This window comes from Streptomyces sp. NPDC087420 (assembly GCF_044744165.1).
Classification (GTDB): Bacteria; Actinomycetota; Actinomycetes; order Streptomycetales; family Streptomycetaceae; genus Streptomyces.
The window spans coordinates 73155-88397 of record NZ_JBIUXU010000006.1; the positions used below are offsets into that span (position 1 = coordinate 73155).

The 15243-nt window shown below is 73.3% G+C and carries 16 protein-coding genes; 5 read left to right on the forward strand and 11 right to left on the reverse strand.

The features are described 5' to 3' along the window. Window positions 1–64 precede the first annotated feature (64 nt). From ACIO1C_RS13685 to ACIO1C_RS13705, 5 genes are read right to left on the reverse strand one after another with little or no spacing between them, the layout of a single operon-like run. The gene (locus ACIO1C_RS13685) at window positions 65–1369 is read right to left on the reverse strand and encodes a cytochrome P450 (RefSeq protein WP_401862348.1); all 1305 of its coding nucleotides are present in this window, start codon (window positions 1367–1369) and stop codon (window positions 65–67) included. Then, window positions 1366–1980, reverse strand: a complete 615-nt coding sequence (locus tag ACIO1C_RS13690) for a GTP-binding protein (protein WP_401862351.1) — start codon at window positions 1978–1980, stop codon at window positions 1366–1368. Before ACIO1C_RS13690 ends, ACIO1C_RS13685 begins: the two co-directional genes overlap by 4 nt. Continuing rightward, window positions 1961–2320: a DUF742 domain-containing protein gene (locus tag ACIO1C_RS13695; protein WP_401862354.1), complete on the reverse strand. Its 360-nt coding sequence runs from the start codon at window positions 2318–2320 to the stop codon at window positions 1961–1963. Before ACIO1C_RS13695 ends, ACIO1C_RS13690 begins: the two co-directional genes overlap by 20 nt. Further along, window positions 2317–2736 (reverse strand): roadblock/LC7 domain-containing protein, encoded by a 420-nt coding sequence (locus ACIO1C_RS13700; RefSeq protein WP_401862356.1) that lies wholly within the window; start codon window positions 2734–2736, stop codon window positions 2317–2319. The genes ACIO1C_RS13695 and ACIO1C_RS13700 overlap by 4 nt, the downstream gene beginning before the upstream one ends. A gap of 58 nt (window positions 2737–2794) precedes the next feature. Beyond that, window positions 2795–4501: a sensor histidine kinase gene (locus tag ACIO1C_RS13705; protein ID WP_401862358.1), complete on the reverse strand. Its 1707-nt coding sequence runs from the start codon at window positions 4499–4501 to the stop codon at window positions 2795–2797. A gap of 262 nt (window positions 4502–4763) precedes the next feature. On the opposite strand from ACIO1C_RS13705, the gene ACIO1C_RS13710 reads away from it, so the two are divergent. Next, window positions 4764–5504: an acyltransferase gene (locus ACIO1C_RS13710; RefSeq protein ID WP_401862361.1), complete on the forward strand. Its 741-nt coding sequence runs from the start codon at window positions 4764–4766 to the stop codon at window positions 5502–5504. Window positions 5505–5514: 10 nt separating this feature from the next. On the opposite strand, the gene ACIO1C_RS13715 is transcribed toward ACIO1C_RS13710, so the two are convergent. Beyond that, window positions 5515–6384, reverse strand: coding sequence for an EamA family transporter (locus ACIO1C_RS13715; protein WP_401862364.1), 870 nt, complete (start codon window positions 6382–6384; stop codon window positions 5515–5517). A 66-nt stretch (window positions 6385–6450) separates the two neighbouring features. Here ACIO1C_RS13715 and ACIO1C_RS13720 point away from each other — a divergent pair, with 66 nt between their 5' ends. Further along, window positions 6451–7005, forward strand: coding sequence for a YbaK/EbsC family protein (locus ACIO1C_RS13720; RefSeq protein WP_401862367.1), 555 nt, complete (start codon window positions 6451–6453; stop codon window positions 7003–7005). 60 nt (window positions 7006–7065) lie between these two features. On the opposite strand, the gene ACIO1C_RS13725 is transcribed toward ACIO1C_RS13720, so the two are convergent. Next, the gene (locus ACIO1C_RS13725; RefSeq protein ID WP_401862369.1) at window positions 7066–7473 is read right to left on the reverse strand and encodes a CoA-binding protein; all 408 of its coding nucleotides are present in this window, start codon (window positions 7471–7473) and stop codon (window positions 7066–7068) included. 85 nt (window positions 7474–7558) lie between these two features. Between ACIO1C_RS13725 and ACIO1C_RS13730 the strand changes: the two genes are divergently transcribed. Further along, a complete protein-coding gene (locus ACIO1C_RS13730; protein WP_401862371.1) occupies window positions 7559–8185 on the forward strand; it encodes a YigZ family protein in 627 nt (208 codons plus the stop codon). 64 nt (window positions 8186–8249) lie between these two features. Here the strand turns inward: ACIO1C_RS13730 and ACIO1C_RS13735 are convergent, their stop codons facing one another. The 3 genes from ACIO1C_RS13735 to ACIO1C_RS13745 form a co-directional block, all read right to left on the reverse strand. Beyond that, window positions 8250–8999, reverse strand: a complete 750-nt coding sequence (locus ACIO1C_RS13735; protein ID WP_401862374.1) for a GAF domain-containing protein — start codon at window positions 8997–8999, stop codon at window positions 8250–8252. Next, entirely contained in the window at window positions 8996–9721 is a 726-nt protein-coding gene (locus tag ACIO1C_RS13740; RefSeq protein WP_401862376.1) for a GAF and ANTAR domain-containing protein, read from the reverse strand. The genes ACIO1C_RS13735 and ACIO1C_RS13740 overlap by 4 nt, the downstream gene beginning before the upstream one ends. 61 nt (window positions 9722–9782) lie before the next feature. Continuing rightward, window positions 9783–10172 carry an anti-sigma factor antagonist gene (locus ACIO1C_RS13745; RefSeq protein ID WP_401862379.1) on the reverse strand — a complete coding sequence of 130 codons (390 nt, stop codon included), beginning with the start codon at window positions 10170–10172 and terminating at the stop codon, window positions 9783–9785. A gap of 402 nt (window positions 10173–10574) precedes the next feature. Here ACIO1C_RS13745 and ACIO1C_RS13750 point away from each other — a divergent pair, with 402 nt between their 5' ends. Both ACIO1C_RS13750 and ACIO1C_RS13755 read left to right on the forward strand, forming a co-directional pair. Further along, window positions 10575–11741 carry an exonuclease SbcCD subunit D gene (locus ACIO1C_RS13750; protein ID WP_401862381.1) on the forward strand — a complete coding sequence of 389 codons (1167 nt, stop codon included), beginning with the start codon at window positions 10575–10577 and terminating at the stop codon, window positions 11739–11741. Then, window positions 11738–14752 (forward strand): AAA family ATPase, encoded by a 3015-nt coding sequence (locus ACIO1C_RS13755; protein WP_401862384.1) that lies wholly within the window; start codon window positions 11738–11740, stop codon window positions 14750–14752. The genes ACIO1C_RS13750 and ACIO1C_RS13755 overlap by 4 nt, the downstream gene beginning before the upstream one ends. On the opposite strand, the gene ACIO1C_RS13760 is transcribed toward ACIO1C_RS13755, so the two are convergent. Continuing rightward, entirely contained in the window at window positions 14742–15188 is a 447-nt protein-coding gene (locus ACIO1C_RS13760; protein ID WP_401862387.1) for an Lrp/AsnC family transcriptional regulator, read from the reverse strand. The two genes, ACIO1C_RS13755 and ACIO1C_RS13760, sit on opposite strands and share 11 nt — an antisense overlap. Between the last annotated feature and the right edge of the window lie 55 nt (window positions 15189–15243).

Sequence of the window (15243 nt, forward strand, 5' to 3'; positions counted from 1 at the left end):
CCGGGCCGGGTGTACGGGGTCTGATGCCCCGGCCCTGTCCCCCTGCGCGGTCGGGCCGCCGGTCTCAGCGCGTCGCGGGGGTGAACCGTACCGGCAGCGACATCAGACCGCGCATCCAGATCGAGGGCCGCCAGCGCAGCTCGTGCGGTTCCACCGACAGCACCACGTCGGGCAGCCGCTCCAGCAGCGTCTCGATCGCGGTCCTGGCGATGACATCGGCCAGCAGCGGCGCCGGATAGGGGCAGCGGTGCTCGCCGTTGCTGAACGACAGGTGGGCGGAATTCTCCGCGCCGACCGCGCCGCCCGGCCAGATCAGCGGATCCGTGTTGGCCGCCGCCAGCCCCAGGACCAGACAGTCGCCCGCCCTGATCCGCCGGCCGCCCAACTGGGTGTCGCGCACGGCCCATCGGCCGATGAAGTTCTGCGTCGGGGTGTCCAGCCAGAGGACCTCGTTCAGCGCCTGCCCCACCCCGATCCGGCCGCCCGACACGTTCAGCGCGAACCGGTCGTCGGTCAGCAGCAGACGCAGGGTGTTGCAGATCCAGTTGGCCGTCGGCTGCTGCGCGGCGGCGATGACCGTGATCAGGTCCTGGACGATCTCGGCGTCGGAGAGGCCCGCCGGGTGGGTCAGCATCCGGGACGTGATGTCCGAACCGGGGCTGTTCCGCTTGTCCTTGACCAGCCGCTCGATCCGCGCCTGCACCCGCAGGTACGCGGCCACCGGGTCGTCGTCCTCGGCCGCGTCCAGGGAGACCCGCAGATCCCGTACGAGATCGTCGGTGTCGCCACTGCCGCCGCCCGGCATCCCGCACAGCCGGACCACGGCACGCATCGGCAGCGCGTGCGCGTACGACGTCATCAGCTCGGCCTGGCCGCCGCCGGCGAACCCGTCGATGAGCGCCTCGGCGATCTCCCGGCACAGATGGGCGAGTTCGAACTGGTCGATCGCCTCCAGCGCCTCGGTGATCACACCGGCCCTGCGCTGGTGCTCCGTACCCTCCGTGAAGAGCACCGACGGCTGGTGGCCGACGTACGGCATCAGCGGCCAGTCGGCGGGGATCGCGTCCCACTGGTTCCAGCGGCGCGAGTCGCGGGCGAACAGTTCGTCGTGGCCGGTGACGTACGAGACCTCGGAGTAACCGAGCACCAGCCAGGCGGGGATGTCGCCGTCGAGGAGGACGGGCGCGATCGTGCCGTGCTCGCGGCGCAGGGCGCGGTACAGCTCGGACGGGGTCTGCTGGTACTCCAGACCGCTCAACCGCACCGCGCCCGGGTGCGCGGGACAGCCCGGCGGAGGCGCGGCGCCGGGGCCGGGGGACTCGGCGGGCCCGGCTTCGGGCACCGGTTGTTCGGTCGCGGGTTCGGTCATGGGGTCAACTCCCGGGCCATGGCCAGTTCGTAGAGGTGGTCCACGAGGGTGATCAGGACGTTCTTGCCGGAGGAGCGCACCCGCGCGTCGCAGTCGATCAGCGGCACGTGCTCCGCCAGCGACAGAGCCTGCCGGATCTCGTCCAGGGAGAACGCGGAGACGTCGTCGTCGAACCGGTTGACCGCGACCACGAACGGGGTCTTGTGGTGTTCGAGCCGGTCGATGGCGTACCACGACTCGCTCATGCGCCGGGTGTCGACCAGGACCACCGCGCCCAGGGTGCCGGAGAACAGCCGGTCCCAGAGGAACCAGAACCGCTCCTGGCCCGGCGCCCCGAACAGGTACAGCACCATGCGGTCGTTGAGACTGATCCGGCCGAAGTCGAAGGCCACGGTGGTGGTCGTCTTGGTGGTCAGCCCGGCCGGGTCGTCCACACCGACACCCGCCTGGGTCATGACCTCCTCGGTGTTGAGCGGACGGATCTCGCTGACCGACCGCACGAGCGTGGTCTTGCCGACCCCGAACCCGCCCACGACCACGATCTTGAGACCGGTCTCCGCCCCTTCGGCCAGGGGTGTACGGCCCGGCAGTTCAGAGAGCATGGAGTCCATGGAGCACCTCCTTGAGAAAGGCGGAGTCGGGCGGTGAGGTGACCGACCGCCCGGCGCGGGGGCGGCGGGCGGTGATACGGCCCGTCGCGAGGAGATCGCCGAGCAGGATCCGTACCACCGTCACGGGCAGCCTCACCTCGGCGGAGATCTCCACGACCGCGGTGGGATGACGGCACAGACCGAGGATCCTGGCGTGTTCCGACTGCATGCCGGGGGCTGGTTCGCACTCGGCGACGATCAGGGTGACCAGGTCGAACGTGTCGTCGTCGACCCGGCTGCGGCCACCGGTGACGGTGTACAGCCGGTGGGGGTCCCCGGTGTCGACGGGCTTGCGGATCATGACGGGGAACTCTCCCGGTCGAGTGTGCGCGGCTCGGCACGCAGGTGCTCACCGATCTGCTCGACCAGCTCGGTCATCCGGTGGCCCACCACACCGGGGTCGGCGCCGTCCTCGGCGACCACCGCCAGGTGGGCGCCCTCACCGGCCTCCACGATGAACAGCAGCCCGCCGTGGAACTCGGTCATCGAGTGCCGTACGCCTCCGCTGCCGTTGCCGAACTCCACCGAGGCGCCCTGGGCGAGCGCCTGGATGCCGGAGCAGATCGCGGCGAGCTGGTCGGCCTGGTCGACGGTGAGGAACCGGCTCCAGCAGAGCTTGAGTCCGTCGCGGGAGAGGACCAGGGCGTGGCGGGTGCCGGGGGTGCGTTCCAGCAGGCTCTCCAGGAGCCAGGTCAGACTGTTGTCAGTGGTCTGCATGATCCTGATCTCGCGTTCCGGGTGGGGGACTTGGGGGGCTTGTGCGTGGGGGCGGTTGCTAGGGCGTGTCGTCCGGCGGGCGGTGGCCGTGACGGGCGCGGTGGAACGCGCCGAACTGGGAGCCCGCGTCGCGGCCCGTGCGGGGCGCGTCGCTTTCCGGTCCGGGCTCCGGGCGGCCCCGGTCGGCGGCGGCCATCGTGCGGCCCGGCGGCCGTACCGGCAGCCCGTTGGGCGTCGCCACCCGGGGGCCGTCCCCCGGCGGGGCGGGGGCGGGCAGGGGCGGGTGCGGGGCGGCGGCCGTGGCGGACCCGGGCGCCGGGGTGTCGGCGAGCCCGGGTCGTACGGTCTGCTCCGGTCGTACGGTCTGCTCCGGGAACGCGCCCCGCTCCGCCCGTACCGCCTGCTCCGGGAGCACCGCCCGCTGCTGGGCGAGCAGTTGCGGCGGGAACAGGACAACCACGCCCGTACCGCCGCGTGAGGAAGGACGGTAGTTGACGCTCAGGTGGTACTTGGCGGCCAGCCGCCCCACGACCGCGAGCCCGAGCCGGGTCCCCTGGAGCGCCGCCAGGTCGTTCATCCGGCCCGACACGGACTCCTCGGCCCGGCGCATCGCCGCGTCGGCCATCTTCAGGCCGCTGTCCTCGATGGTCACCACGATCCCCGCCGTGCGCTCCTCGACGTAGACGTGGACCTCGTCGATGGGCGGGGAGAAGTTCGCCGCGTTGTCCATCAGTTCGGCCAGGAGGTGCATCACGCCCTCGGCGGCGAACCCGGCGATCGCGGCGGAGCTGGAGCAGTGCAGCCGTACCCGCTGATAGGCGGCGATACGGCCCACCGCGCCGCGCAGGATGGACTCCATCGGGATCGGCTTGTTCCAGGCGCGGCTGGCGCGGCCGCCCATCAGCAGGGCGAGCCGGTCGGTGAGCAGCCCGAGTTGGGAGGTGTTGTGGTCGAGCCTCAGCAGGTCGCCGAACACCTCTTCGCCGTACTTGTCCTGCATCTCGCGCAGATCGGCCAGCATGCTCACGGCCTTGGCCTGCACCCGGCTCAGCGCCTTGGCGCTGGCCGCCTGGGCCGCCGCGCCCCGCCGCTCACTGATGGCGAACTCGCGGACGATCGCGTCGACCAGGATCCGCAGCCGTGAGTCCGTGGGGGGTTCGAGACCGCCGAGCACGGTGTCCGCCGAGCCGCCGGAGCGCAGCCCGCCGAGCGCCGCGGGGATCGTCCTGGTCATCAGGAGGTCCAGGTCGTCCGCGGCGCGGGCGAGCTGCTCGACGGCCTTCGCGCACTCCGCGCGCGAGTCGGCCGCGCGCTGTTCCGACGCGGCGACCTCGGCGGCGAACACGTCCAGCAGTCGGCGCAGTTGGGGGTCCGACGGCGCGGTGGTGGCGGCGATCGCGGCCTCGGCGCTCGCGCCGTCCCGCAGGCGCTTGACCACCGAGGGCAGGGAGACGTTCAGCAGATGGGCCGATTCCCCGCCGAGCTGGGCCAGTTGGGTCTGCGCGGTCCTGACCTCGCCGTCCGCCGTGACCGCGCCGCGGCGGCCCTGGCGGACCAGCACGGCGGCGGCGACGACGGTGACCGCCACGCAGCCCCAGGCCCCGGCGGCGGTGGCCGTCACCCAGGCGCGGGCCGGTCCTGGAGCCGCCGCGGCCACCGTGGCCGCGGCCGCGCCGGCGACCACCAGCACGGCCAGCGGGACGGTCAACGACAGCGATCGTGCGGGGCGTATGCGGTGCGGGCTGGGGGTGACAGGCACTGACATTCCGCGGTCCCTCGGTACTTGGAGTGTGTGGGGGGAGACAGAGAGTGGCGCTCATGCTAGCCACGGCGTCGCGTCGCGAGGCCCGCGAAAGGCCGGTGCCAGCCCTACGGGGGAGTTTGTGCGGAAGTGCCCCGAAGGGGCGGGGCGCCGTGATATGGGAGGGAGTGCCGTGACAGGGGAAGGGTCGGCCCCCAGGGGCCTGGGGGGAAGATCACAGGTCCGCGCCCGGCCCGTCCCCTCCGCGCCCCACTACGGTGTGTGCGTGCCGAAGAACGGAACCGTCCTCTCCTCGCTGGCCGCCTGGCGCCGCGCTCTCGCGTCGCGCGCCGTCCAGCGCGGGTGGCGCTGGATCCAGGAGAGCGGCGCCGTCACCGCCGAGCATCCGGGGCGGCTGCGCTTCGCCAGGATCGGCACCGGCACCCGGCTGGCGTTCCCGCAGGGCACGGTGTTCGGCGAGGCGTGGATCGAGCTGGGCGACCACTGCGTCATAGGCGAACAGGTCACGCTGACCGCCGGAATGATGCCCGGCCTGGACCTCGGGCCCGCGACAGTCCTGACCCTGGGCGACGGGGTGGTGCTCGGTCGGGGCAGCCATGTCATCGCCGACACCACGGTGACCATCGGCTCCGACACGTACTGCGGCCCGTACGTCTACATCACGTCGACCAACCACAGCTACGACGATCCGAGGACGCCCGTCGGCAAGCAGTGGCCGAGGGTCGAGCCCGTGGAGATCGGGTCCGGTTGCTGGCTCGGTACGGGGGCGGTCATCCTGCCGGGCGCGCGGCTCGGCAGGAACGTGGTCGTGGCCGCGGGGGCGGTGGTACGGGGCGAGGTGCCGGACCACGCGGTGGTGGCCGGGGCCCCGGCCCGGATCGTACGGAGCTGGGACCCGGAGCGGGGCTGGCAGCCGCCGCTGCGCACCCCGGCGCCGGTACCGATCCCGGAGGGGATCACCCCCGAACAGCTGCTGGCTCTCGCGGAATGGGACCCGGAGGCCTGAGGTCCGCGGGTCAGCCGCCCGCCGCGAGCAGCACCGTTCCCACCAGGGCGAGTCCCGCGCCGACCGTCTGGAGGCCGTGCAGCCGCTCCTTGAGCACCCCGCGTGCCGCGAGCGCCGTGATCACGGGGTAGAGCGACGCCAGCACCGCGGCCACGGTGACGGGGCCGGAGTGGGCGGCGAGGGAGTACGTGCCGTTGGCGGCGACGTCGGCGAGTCCGACGAAGGCCAGTGCGGGCAGGGCGCCCCGGAGGACGGGCAGGCCGCCGCCGTCGGGCAGCGCGGGAGTGCCCCGCCGCGCGGAGACGTACAGCGCGGTCCCGCCGACGGCGATGTTCGCCACGCGCTGGACGAAGAGGGCGAGGAACAGCCCGGTGACGGTGGTCGAGGCCTCGGAGATCAGCGCGAGCACCCCGCCGAATCCGAACGCGGCGAGCAGGGTGAGCGCCAGCGTCCGCCGCCGCACCGGCGCCCCGCGCAGCTCGGGTCCGCCCGCGAGGACGATCCCGGCGAACGCCACCGCGATCCCGGCGACTTGGAGCGGGCCGGGCCGCTCACCGACGGCGAGCGCCACACCGATCGGTACGACGACGGCGAGCGAGACGAGGGGGGAGACGACGCCCATCGGGCCGAGCGCGAGCGCCCGGTAGAAGCTCAGCATCGCGACAGGGCCGACGACGCCGGCCGCGACCGCGTACCAGAGCAGCGGTCCCGCCTCGCTCCAGGCGCCGGTGGCGAGCACGATCACCCCGAGGACCACCACCGCGATCGTCTGGGACACCACCACCACCGTGAGCGCGGGGACGCGCCGGGCGAGCATGCCGCCGCCGAAGTCGGAGAACCCCCACAGCACGCTGGTGGTCAGGGCGAACAGAGCGGTCATGCGTGCCTCGCAGTGCGGTGCGATGAGGGACGGTGGGGGCTCCCACCGTGCGTTAGCGTGACATCCATGCGCGCACCCATCGGAAACTTCACCGACGCCCGACCCGCCCCGGACTGCCTCGACCTGCTCACCGAACCGGTCGCCCGGGCCGTACGCGCCTGGCAAGGCGCCGTCCCCGCCGACCAGTTGGTGTTCGTGGACACCGATCCGGCGATCGCGGACACGGCCGCCTTCGTCGAGCACCACGGCGCCGAGCTGCTGGACCAGTCCGCCAACTGCGTCGTGGTGGCGGGCAAACGCGCGGGCGGGTCGACTCTCGCCGCCTGCGTCGTCCTGTCCCGCACACGGGTGGACGTCAACGGTGTTGTACGGAAACAACTGGGCGCGCGCAAGGCGTCGTTCGCCCCGATGGACACCGCCGTCGGCGAGACGGGCATGGAGTACGGCGGCATCACCCCCGTCGGACTGCCCGCCGACTGGCCGCTCTTCGTGGACTCCGCCGTGCTCGACACGGAGTGGGTTCTCATCGGGAGCGGCCGCCGCCGGGGAAAACTGATCGTGCCCGGCAAGGCCTTCGCGGACCTGCCGGGCGCGGTGGTGCTGGAGGCACTGGGTATCTGAGGTCAGGGGGCAGCTGAGGCCGGGGGCCTGCGCGGGCGGCCCGTCGGTACGGCGGGAGGCTCAGCCGAGGAGCGGGATCTCGATGGCGGGACAGCGGTCCATCACCATCGCCAGACCGGCGTCGCGGGTCCGGTCGTACGCCTGCTCGTCGATCACCCCGAGCTGGAACCAGACCGCCTTCGCGCCGATGGCCACGGCGTCGTCCGCGACCGCGCCGGCCTGCTCGCTGTTCACGAAGACGTCCACCACGTCGACGGGGAAGGGGATGTCGGCCAGCGAGGCGTACCCCTGCTCGCCGTGGACCGACTCGGCCTTCGGATGCACGGGCACCACCCGCTTCCCGAAGCGCTGGAGCACGGCCGCGACCCCGTAGGCCGCCCGCGAGGTGTTGTTGGACAGGCCCACGACCGCCCAGGTGTCACCGGTGGAGGTGAGGATCCGGCGGATGGTCTTCTCGTCTGCGTACATGTCCGGGACAACGGGCGGCCGGGCCCCGTCATTCCCGCGTATTCCGGCGGGTCCGCGGGGCGGCGGCCCCGCATAGGGTGGGGTGATGCAGGAGCAGTACCGGACCGTCGCCCGTGCGGGCGCGCACGAGACCGAGGTCAACCGGTCTCGTTTTCTGTGCGCCCTCGCGCCCGTCGCCGATGAGCGCGAGGCGCAGGAGTTCGTGGCGGGGATCCGCAAGGAGCACCCGGCGGCCAGTCACCACTGCTTCGCGTACGTGATCGGCGCCGACGCCTCCGTACAGAAGGCGAGTGACGACGGGGAGCCGGGCGGGACGGCCGGGGTGCCGATGCTCGACATGCTGCTGCGCCGTGAGATGCGGTACGTCGTCGCGGTCGTCACCCGCTACTACGGCGGGGTCAAGCTGGGCGCGGGCGGGCTGATCAGGGCGTACGGGGGAGCCGTCGGCGAGGCGCTGGACGTGGTCGGCGTCCGGACCCGGCGGCGCTTCCGGCTCGCCACCGTCACCGTCGACCACCAGCGCGCGGGCAAGCTGGAGAACGATCTGCGGGCCACCGGGCGCGCGGTCCGCGAGGTGCGGTACGCGGAGGCGGTGACGATCGGAATCGGGCTGCCGGACGGGGAGGTCGACATGTTCCGGGCCTGGCTCGCGGATGCCACGGCGGGGACGGCGGTGCTGGAACTGGGCGGAGAGGCGTACGGGGACGGATGAGGGCGCTCAGGCCGGGTGACCCGGCCTGGTGACCCGGGCCGGTGACTCCGCCGACCCCGGCGGCTCAGAGGCTCGGCGTCGGCGCCGGGATCAGTGACGTGTCGAAACCGCCGGTAATGATCTCCGCCGCGAAGTCCGCCAGCCGCAGCCGGTGCGAGCGGGCGTAGGCGCGGAACGCCTCGAACGACTCGTCCACGGACGCTCCCCAGCGCTCGGCGAGGATCCCCTTCACCTGCTCGATCAGCACCCTGCTGGTCAGCGCGGCCTGGAGCTGGCTCGTCTCCACGTGCGACTGCTCCAGCGTGCGCTGCTGGAGGATGGCGATCGTCGCCACGTCCGCCAGCGCCTGCGCCAGGGCCAGTTCCCCCTCGCCGAGCGGGTGCGGCTCGTTCTGGAAGAGGTTCAGCGCGCCGACCACGCGATCCCGCAGCCGCAGGGGCAGCGCGTGGGTGGTCACATACCCGGTCGCGCGCGCCTGCGCGGTGAAGCGGGGCCACTTCTCGGCGGCCACGTCGTCCGTCAGGTCGATGTTGGGGCTGGCCTCGCCCGTGGCGTAGCACTCCACGCACGGGCCCTGGTCGTGCTGCACGGCGAGCAGTTCGAGGAGCCGGGCGTGCTCGTCCGACGCCGCCATGATCTGCAACTCGCCGTGCTCGTCCGCGAGCATGATGCCCGCCGCGTCGACTTCGAGCAGTTCGATGCAGCGGGTGGAGAGCCGCTGGAGCAGATCGATCACGTCGAAGTCGTCGATCAGGGAGTCGGCGACCTCCACGAAGATCTCCGCCAGGCGTTGTTCGCGGGCCATGCCGATCATCTCTTTCCACCGTCGGGCGAATACGGCCCGTTCTTATGGTCCTCGAATCGAAGCTTTCTGGCTACCACGTCCGCCGCGACCTCACTCAGCGTCCGCTCACTGCCGTACGCGAAGGCGCGCAGCCGTACGAGAGCCTCCGCCAGCTCCACCCCCAGCTGCACACTGATCATGCCGGTCGCCTGGTGGACCACCGCGCGGTGCACCTCGGACGGCGGGGACACGGTTCTCCGGTCGCCCGTGACCCGTGTGCCCTGGTCGTCGAGGAAAACCGTGGTCAGCGCCGCCGTGAGCGCCAGCGCGTCGGAGATCTGCCGGCGCGACAACCCCCGGTTGTCGTGGCGCACGATGGTCATGACACCCAGACGGATGGCGCCGATGCCCAGGGGAAAGCAGAAGACCCCCCGCACCGGGGTCGCCAGCGCGGCGGGCAGCAGCGCCGGCCACCGCTCGGGTCGTACGCGCGCCAGATCGGGCTCCAGGACGACCACGCCCGTACGGACCGCCTCGGGTCCCGGGCCTTCCCCCAAGGTGAACTGGAGCTCCTCGAACCGTTCGCTGCTTCCCGGGAAGCACCACAACGGCTCGACGAGCGGGCCGTCGTCCAGGAGGAGGGACACGGCCACCCCGTCGACCCCGAGGGCCTCTACGCAGACGACCGCCAGGTCCTTGTCCCCGCCGAGGCCCAGGGCGCGCAGGACTTCGGCCATGCCGTCGCTGATCACGGTGTCCGTCCTGATCGCTGTGGCCGGTGTCCTGGGCGGCGCCCGCCGACTCCGGTGAACTTTACGCGCTGCCGCCGGACGGCGCGTGCTGTCCCTGGGGCGGCGGGGCGTCCGCGACATGGCCGCGCCGGGCGTCCAGGACGCTCAGGTACTGGGGGAACAACTCGGCCAGCCGGGCCGCGCGGAACACGATCCCGACGCTGCGGCGCGTGTAGACGACCCTGGCCCAGCCGCCGCGGTACCGGCAGTCGTCCCAGGCCGCGCAGAGCGGGTCGAGGGCGCTGCCGTCCATGAAGGACACCGCGGTCAGGTCCACCACCAGGCGGGGCGGTCGCGGCCGGTCCCGTACGGTCCGCAGCTCGTGGGCGAACCGGGGGACGGTCGTCAGGTCGAGTTCTCCCGTCGCCCTGACCACCTGGCACGCGTCGGGGGGATCGGTGAGGGAACCCATCCGTGGCCAACTCCTCTGGGTCTGGTCGCCGGGGGCCGGGACGCGGTTCATCAGCGCGGCCAGCGTAGTGCGGCGTCCGCCGCCGGGCCCCGTCACGGCGCCCATGCGCCACCGGCTGCTCGATCTTGGTGCTGATCCGATCGGAGATTGATTGGTGGTGGCGGAATTTGTCGGAAGTGTCACCGATTGTGTCTGTTGTTTCCGGCGGGGTTCACGCAGATGACCGGGGGTGACCCGACGGGCGGACCTCCGGTGGGAGACTGGGGCCGCTGGGAAAGGGGTTGCGGGCGGCGCGGGCGTGGTCCGTGGTCCGTGATGGGCGGCGTGGCCCGGGGCCGTGTGCGCGGGACCGGGCGCCACGAGAGGCGGGGGAAAGGGAAACATGCGGGCCGGAGTCGTCTCTTGAGGATTCTCCATACGTCGGACTGGCATCTGGGACGGTCGTTCCACCGCGTGGGGCTGCTCGACGCGCAGGCCGCGTTCCTCGACCATCTGGTGACAACGGTACGGACCCACGCGGTCGACGCGGTCGTGGTCGCGGGCGACGTCTACGACCGCGCGGTGCCGCCGCTGGGCGCCGTGGACCTCTTCGACCGGGCCCTGCACCGGCTGGCCGACGCGGACGTACCGACCGTGATGATCTCCGGGAACCACGACTCGGCCCGCCGGCTCGGCGTCGGCGCGGGGCTCCTCGGGCGCGCGGGGATCCACCTGCGGACCGACCCGGCCCGCTGCGCCACGCCCGTCGTGCTCACCGACGCGCACGGCGACGTCGCCTTCTACGGTCTGCCCTACCTCGAACCGGCCCTGGTACGGGACGAGTTCAAAGCACCCAGGGCCGACCACGAGACCGTGCTCACCGCCGCCATGGAGCGGGTACGGGCCGACCTCGCCGCACGCCCCGCCGGCACCCGGTCCGTCGTCCTCGCCCACGCCTTCGTCGCCGGAGGCGCGCCCAGCGAGAGCGAACGCGACATCACCGTCGGCGGTGTCGCGGTCGTGCCCGCCGGGGTCTTCGACGGCGTCGACTACGTCGCCCTCGGCCACCTGCACGGCTCCCAGCGCCTCACCGAGCGCGTACGGTACGCGGGTTCGCCGCTCGCGTACTCCTTCTCGGAGGCCACCCACCGCAAGACCATGTGGCTGGTGGACCTCGGCCCCGGCGGCGAGATCGAGGCGGAGCGGATCGACTGCCCCGTACCGCGCGCCCTGGCCAGAATCCGCGGCCGGCTCGACGACCTGCTGACGGACGAGACCCTCACGCCCCACGAGGACGCCTGGGTCGAGGCGACCCTGACCGACGCGGTGCGCCCGTCCGAGCCCATGGCCCGGCTCACCGCCCGCTTCCCGCACACGCTCAGCCTGGTCTTCGACCCCGAGCGCACCGACGACGACCCGCTCGCCTCCTACGCGCGGCGCCTCGCGGGCCGTACCGACCAGCAGATCGCGGAGGACTTCGTGGCGCACGTCCGCGGCGGTTCCGGGGCCGACGCGCGGGAACGTACCGTGCTGCGCGACGCCTTCGACGACGTACGGGTCGACGCGACCGTCCGCGAGGTGACCCCATGAGACTGCACCGCCTCACCCTCACCGCCTTCGGCCCGTTCGCCGGCACCCAGTCCGTCGACTTCGACGCGCTCTCCACCGCCGGCATCTTCCTGCTGCACGGGCCCACCGGCGCCGGCAAGACGTCCGTGCTCGACGCGGTCTGCTACGCGCTGTACGGCGCCGTGCCGGGCGCCCGCCAGAGCCCGGGGGCCTCGCTGCGCAGCGACCACGCCGCGGCCGGGACGCACACCGAGATCCTGCTCGAACTGACCGTCGGCGGCAGGCGGTTGGAGATCACCCGGCAGCCCGCGCAGCTCCGCCCCAAGAAGCGGGGCGCCGGGTTCACCACCGAGAAGGCGCAGAGCTGGCTGCGCGAGTACGACCCTGAAAGCGGCGACTGGCGCGCGCTGAGCCGCTCCCACCAGGAGATCGGCGAGGAGATCAGCCAGCTGCTCGGCATGAGCCGGGAGCAGTTCTGCCAGGTCGTGCTCCTGCCCCAGGGGGACTTCGCGCGCTTCCTGCGGGCCGACGCAGAAGCGCGCGGCAAACTGCTCGGGAGGCTCTTCGACACGCGGCGCTTCGCCGCCGTCGAGGAACGCCTCGCCGAGCTGCGCCGCGCCGCCGAACAGCATGTGCGCGCGGGCGACGAACGGTTGACCGGGATCGCGCAGCGCATCGCCCAGGCGGCGGGCGGCGGAGTGCCCCCGCTGCCAGGACACCAGCCGGGCGACCCCGAACTCGCCCCGGCCGTACTGGAATGGGCGGCCGTGGCCCGCTCCACCGCCCACGAGCGCGCCGACATCGCCGAGTCGGCCCTCGCGGCGGCGGAGAGCCGGCAGGCCGCGGCCCGGCGCGCGCTGGACGGTGAGCGTGAACTGGCCCGCCTCCAGGAGCGGTTCGCGGAGACGCGGCGGCGCGCCGAGGCGCTGGAGGCCGGCCGCCCCGAGCGCGACGAGGCCGGGACCCTGCTGGAGCGCGGCCTCAAGGCGGAGCGGGTCGCGCCGGCCCTCGCCCTGCGGGAGGACGCCGACCGCGCGCACCGCGCCGCGTCCCACGCGTACGACCGTACGCGCGAACGCCTCCCCGACGACCTCACCGAGGCCGGCGCCGAGCAACTGGCCGCCCTGGAACGGTCCATGCGCCAGGAACTGGGCGCCCTGGACGCGGCCCGGCAGGCCGAGCGGCGCAGCGCGGAGATCACCGCCGAGCGGTCGGTCCTGGAGCGCGAGGCACGGACCGACGACGAGATCCTCCGGGACGCGGAGAGCTGGCTGGCCGGCTGGGACACCACACGCCGCACCCTCCAGGACCGTATCGAGGCCGCCCAGGAAGCGGCCACCCGCGCCGAACAGCTCGCGGGCCAACTCGAACCGGCCCGGCGGCGGCTCACCGCGGCCCGGCGGCGCGACACCCTCGAAGAGGCCGCCGACACGGCGGAACGGCGGCTGAACTCCGCCCGCGAGGAGGCCAACACGGCCCACGAGGCATGGCTGCGGATCCGGGAGCGCCGCCTGGAGGGCATCGCGGCGGAGCTGGCCGCCCGGCTGGTCGACGGTGAGCCGTGCGCCGTCTGCGGCTCCGCCGGGCACCCTGCCCCGGCACGGGCCTCCGACGACCAGGTCGACCCGGCCGACGAGGACGCGCGCCGGGAGTTGTACGACCGCGCGGACGCCGAACGGGCGGTGGCCGAACGGCGGTACGCGGAGCTGCGGGAGGAGCGCGCGGCGGCCCGCGAGGCGGCCGGCTCCGCCACCGTCGCCGAACTCGCCTCGTTGGTGGGGCGGTTGGACCGCGAACACGCAGACGCGCACCGCGTCGCCGCGAGTACCCACGCGGCCCGCGAGGCGCTCGACCGGGCCGGGCGCGAGTACGACGGCCGGCTCGCCGCGCGGCACGAGGCCGGGAGCAGGGTCGCCGCCCGTACGTCGCGACGCGAGACCCTCGAAAGCGAACAGCTGCTGCTGGAAGGCCAGTTGAGGAAGGCGCGGGGAGACGCCGACAGCGTCGCCGACCGCGTGGCCCAACTGGAGAGCCGGGCCCGCTGGCTCGCCGAGGCCGCCGCCGCCGTCCGGGCGGTCGACACCACGGCGCTCCAGCTCAAGGAGGCCGACGACCGGCTGGCCGACGCGGCGTTCCGGGCCGGCTTCGACACCCCGCGCGCCGCCGCGAACGCGCTCCTCTCCGAGACGGACCGGCGCGCGCTCCAGCGCCGTATCGACACCTGGCAGGCCGAGGCGGCGGCGGTCGCCGACCGGCTCGCGGAACCGGACGCCCGGGCCGCCGCCGACCGGCCGCCCGCCCGGGCGGACGCGGCCCAGGCCGCGCACGACACGGCCGAGCGGGCCCTGCGCGCCGCGTCGTCCGTCCGTACGACCGCCAGGGACCGCCGCTCGGAACTGGGCCGGCTCTCCCGGCAGGCCGAGACCGAGGTCCGGGGGCTGGGACCGGTGCGCGAGGAATACGGCCGGGTGGCCCGCCTCGCGGCGCTCACGGCGGGCACCTCGACCGACAACGAGCGCAGGATGCGCCTGGAGTCGTACGTCCTGGCCGCCCGCCTCGAACAGGTCGCGGCGGCCGCCACCGTACGGCTCCGGCGCATGTCGGGCGGGCGCTACGCGCTCGTCCACACCGACGCCAGGGCCGGCGGCCAGCGGCGCTCCGGCCTGGGGCTCCAGGTCGTGGACGCGTGGACCGGCAGCGCGCGGGACACGGCGACGCTCTCGGGCGGCGAGACGTTCTTCGCGTCGCTGGCGCTCGCGCTCGGCCTCGCGGACGTGGTGACGGACGAGGCCGGGGGCGTACGCCTGGACACGCTCTTCATCGACGAGGGCTTCGGCAGCCTGGACGACCAGACGCTGGACGAGGTCCTGGACGTGCTGGACTCGCTGCGCGAGCGGGACCGGAGTGTCGGGATCGTCAGCCATGTCGCCGACCTGCGGCGCCGCATCCCCACCCAACTGGAGATCGTCAAGGAGCGGGACGGGTCGGCGGTCCGGCAGCGGGGCGCGGACGCGGGGGCGGTCAGCGACTGAGGGCGCGGCGTGGCAGCGGGGAGGAGTAGACGACGCTGGTCGTCACGGAGCCGAGGGTGCCGATCCGGCCGGTGATCTCTTCGAGATGGGACATCGAGCGGGCGGCGACCTTGAGGACGAAGCAGTCGTCGCCGGTCACGTGGTGGGCCTCCAGCATCTCGGAGGTCCGCTCCAATAGATCGTGGAACGGCTTGTAGTTGCCGTTCGGGTAGCGCAGCCGTACGTAGGCGAGGATCGGCAGCCCGAGGCGCTCGCGGTCGACGACCGCGGTGTAGCCCGCGATCACCCCGGCCTCCTCCAGCCGCCGCACGCGCTCGGTCACGGCGCTCGGGGACATCGACACTTCGCGCGCCAGCTCGGCGAAACTGGCCCTGCCGTCGCGCTGGAGGACGTCCAGAATGCGCCAGTCGGTGCTGTCCGGGGAATACGCGGTCATGGCCCAGGAATAGCAGAGGAAACACCGGCGATTCAAGCGGAGTGCCGGGAATAGC

Coding starts and splice junctions, on each gene's coding strand:
- ACIO1C_RS13685 (WP_401862348.1), bottom strand. CDS start 1,369: ATGACCGAACCCGCGACCGAACAACCGGTGCCCGAAGCCGGGCCCGCC.
- ACIO1C_RS13690 (WP_401862351.1), bottom strand. CDS start 1,980: ATGGACTCCATGCTCTCTGAACTGCCGGGCCGTACACCCCTGGCCGAA.
- ACIO1C_RS13695 (WP_401862354.1), bottom strand. CDS start 2,320: ATGATCCGCAAGCCCGTCGACACCGGGGACCCCCACCGGCTGTACACC.
- ACIO1C_RS13700 (WP_401862356.1), bottom strand. CDS start 2,736: ATGCAGACCACTGACAACAGTCTGACCTGGCTCCTGGAGAGCCTGCTG.
- ACIO1C_RS13705 (WP_401862358.1), bottom strand. CDS start 4,501: ATGTCAGTGCCTGTCACCCCCAGCCCGCACCGCATACGCCCCGCACGA.
- ACIO1C_RS13715 (WP_401862364.1), bottom strand. CDS start 6,384: ATGACCGCTCTGTTCGCCCTGACCACCAGCGTGCTGTGGGGGTTCTCC.
- ACIO1C_RS13720 (WP_401862367.1), top strand. CDS start 6,451: ATGCGCGCACCCATCGGAAACTTCACCGACGCCCGACCCGCCCCGGAC.
- ACIO1C_RS13725 (WP_401862369.1), bottom strand. CDS start 7,473: ATGTACGCAGACGAGAAGACCATCCGCCGGATCCTCACCTCCACCGGT.
- ACIO1C_RS13730 (WP_401862371.1), top strand. CDS start 7,559: ATGCAGGAGCAGTACCGGACCGTCGCCCGTGCGGGCGCGCACGAGACC.
- ACIO1C_RS13735 (WP_401862374.1), bottom strand. CDS start 8,999: ATGATCGGCATGGCCCGCGAACAACGCCTGGCGGAGATCTTCGTGGAG.
- ACIO1C_RS13745 (WP_401862379.1), bottom strand. CDS start 10,172: ATGGGTTCCCTCACCGATCCCCCCGACGCGTGCCAGGTGGTCAGGGCG.
- ACIO1C_RS13755 (WP_401862384.1), top strand. CDS start 11,738: ATGAGACTGCACCGCCTCACCCTCACCGCCTTCGGCCCGTTCGCCGGC.
- ACIO1C_RS13760 (WP_401862387.1), bottom strand. CDS start 15,188: ATGACCGCGTATTCCCCGGACAGCACCGACTGGCGCATTCTGGACGTC.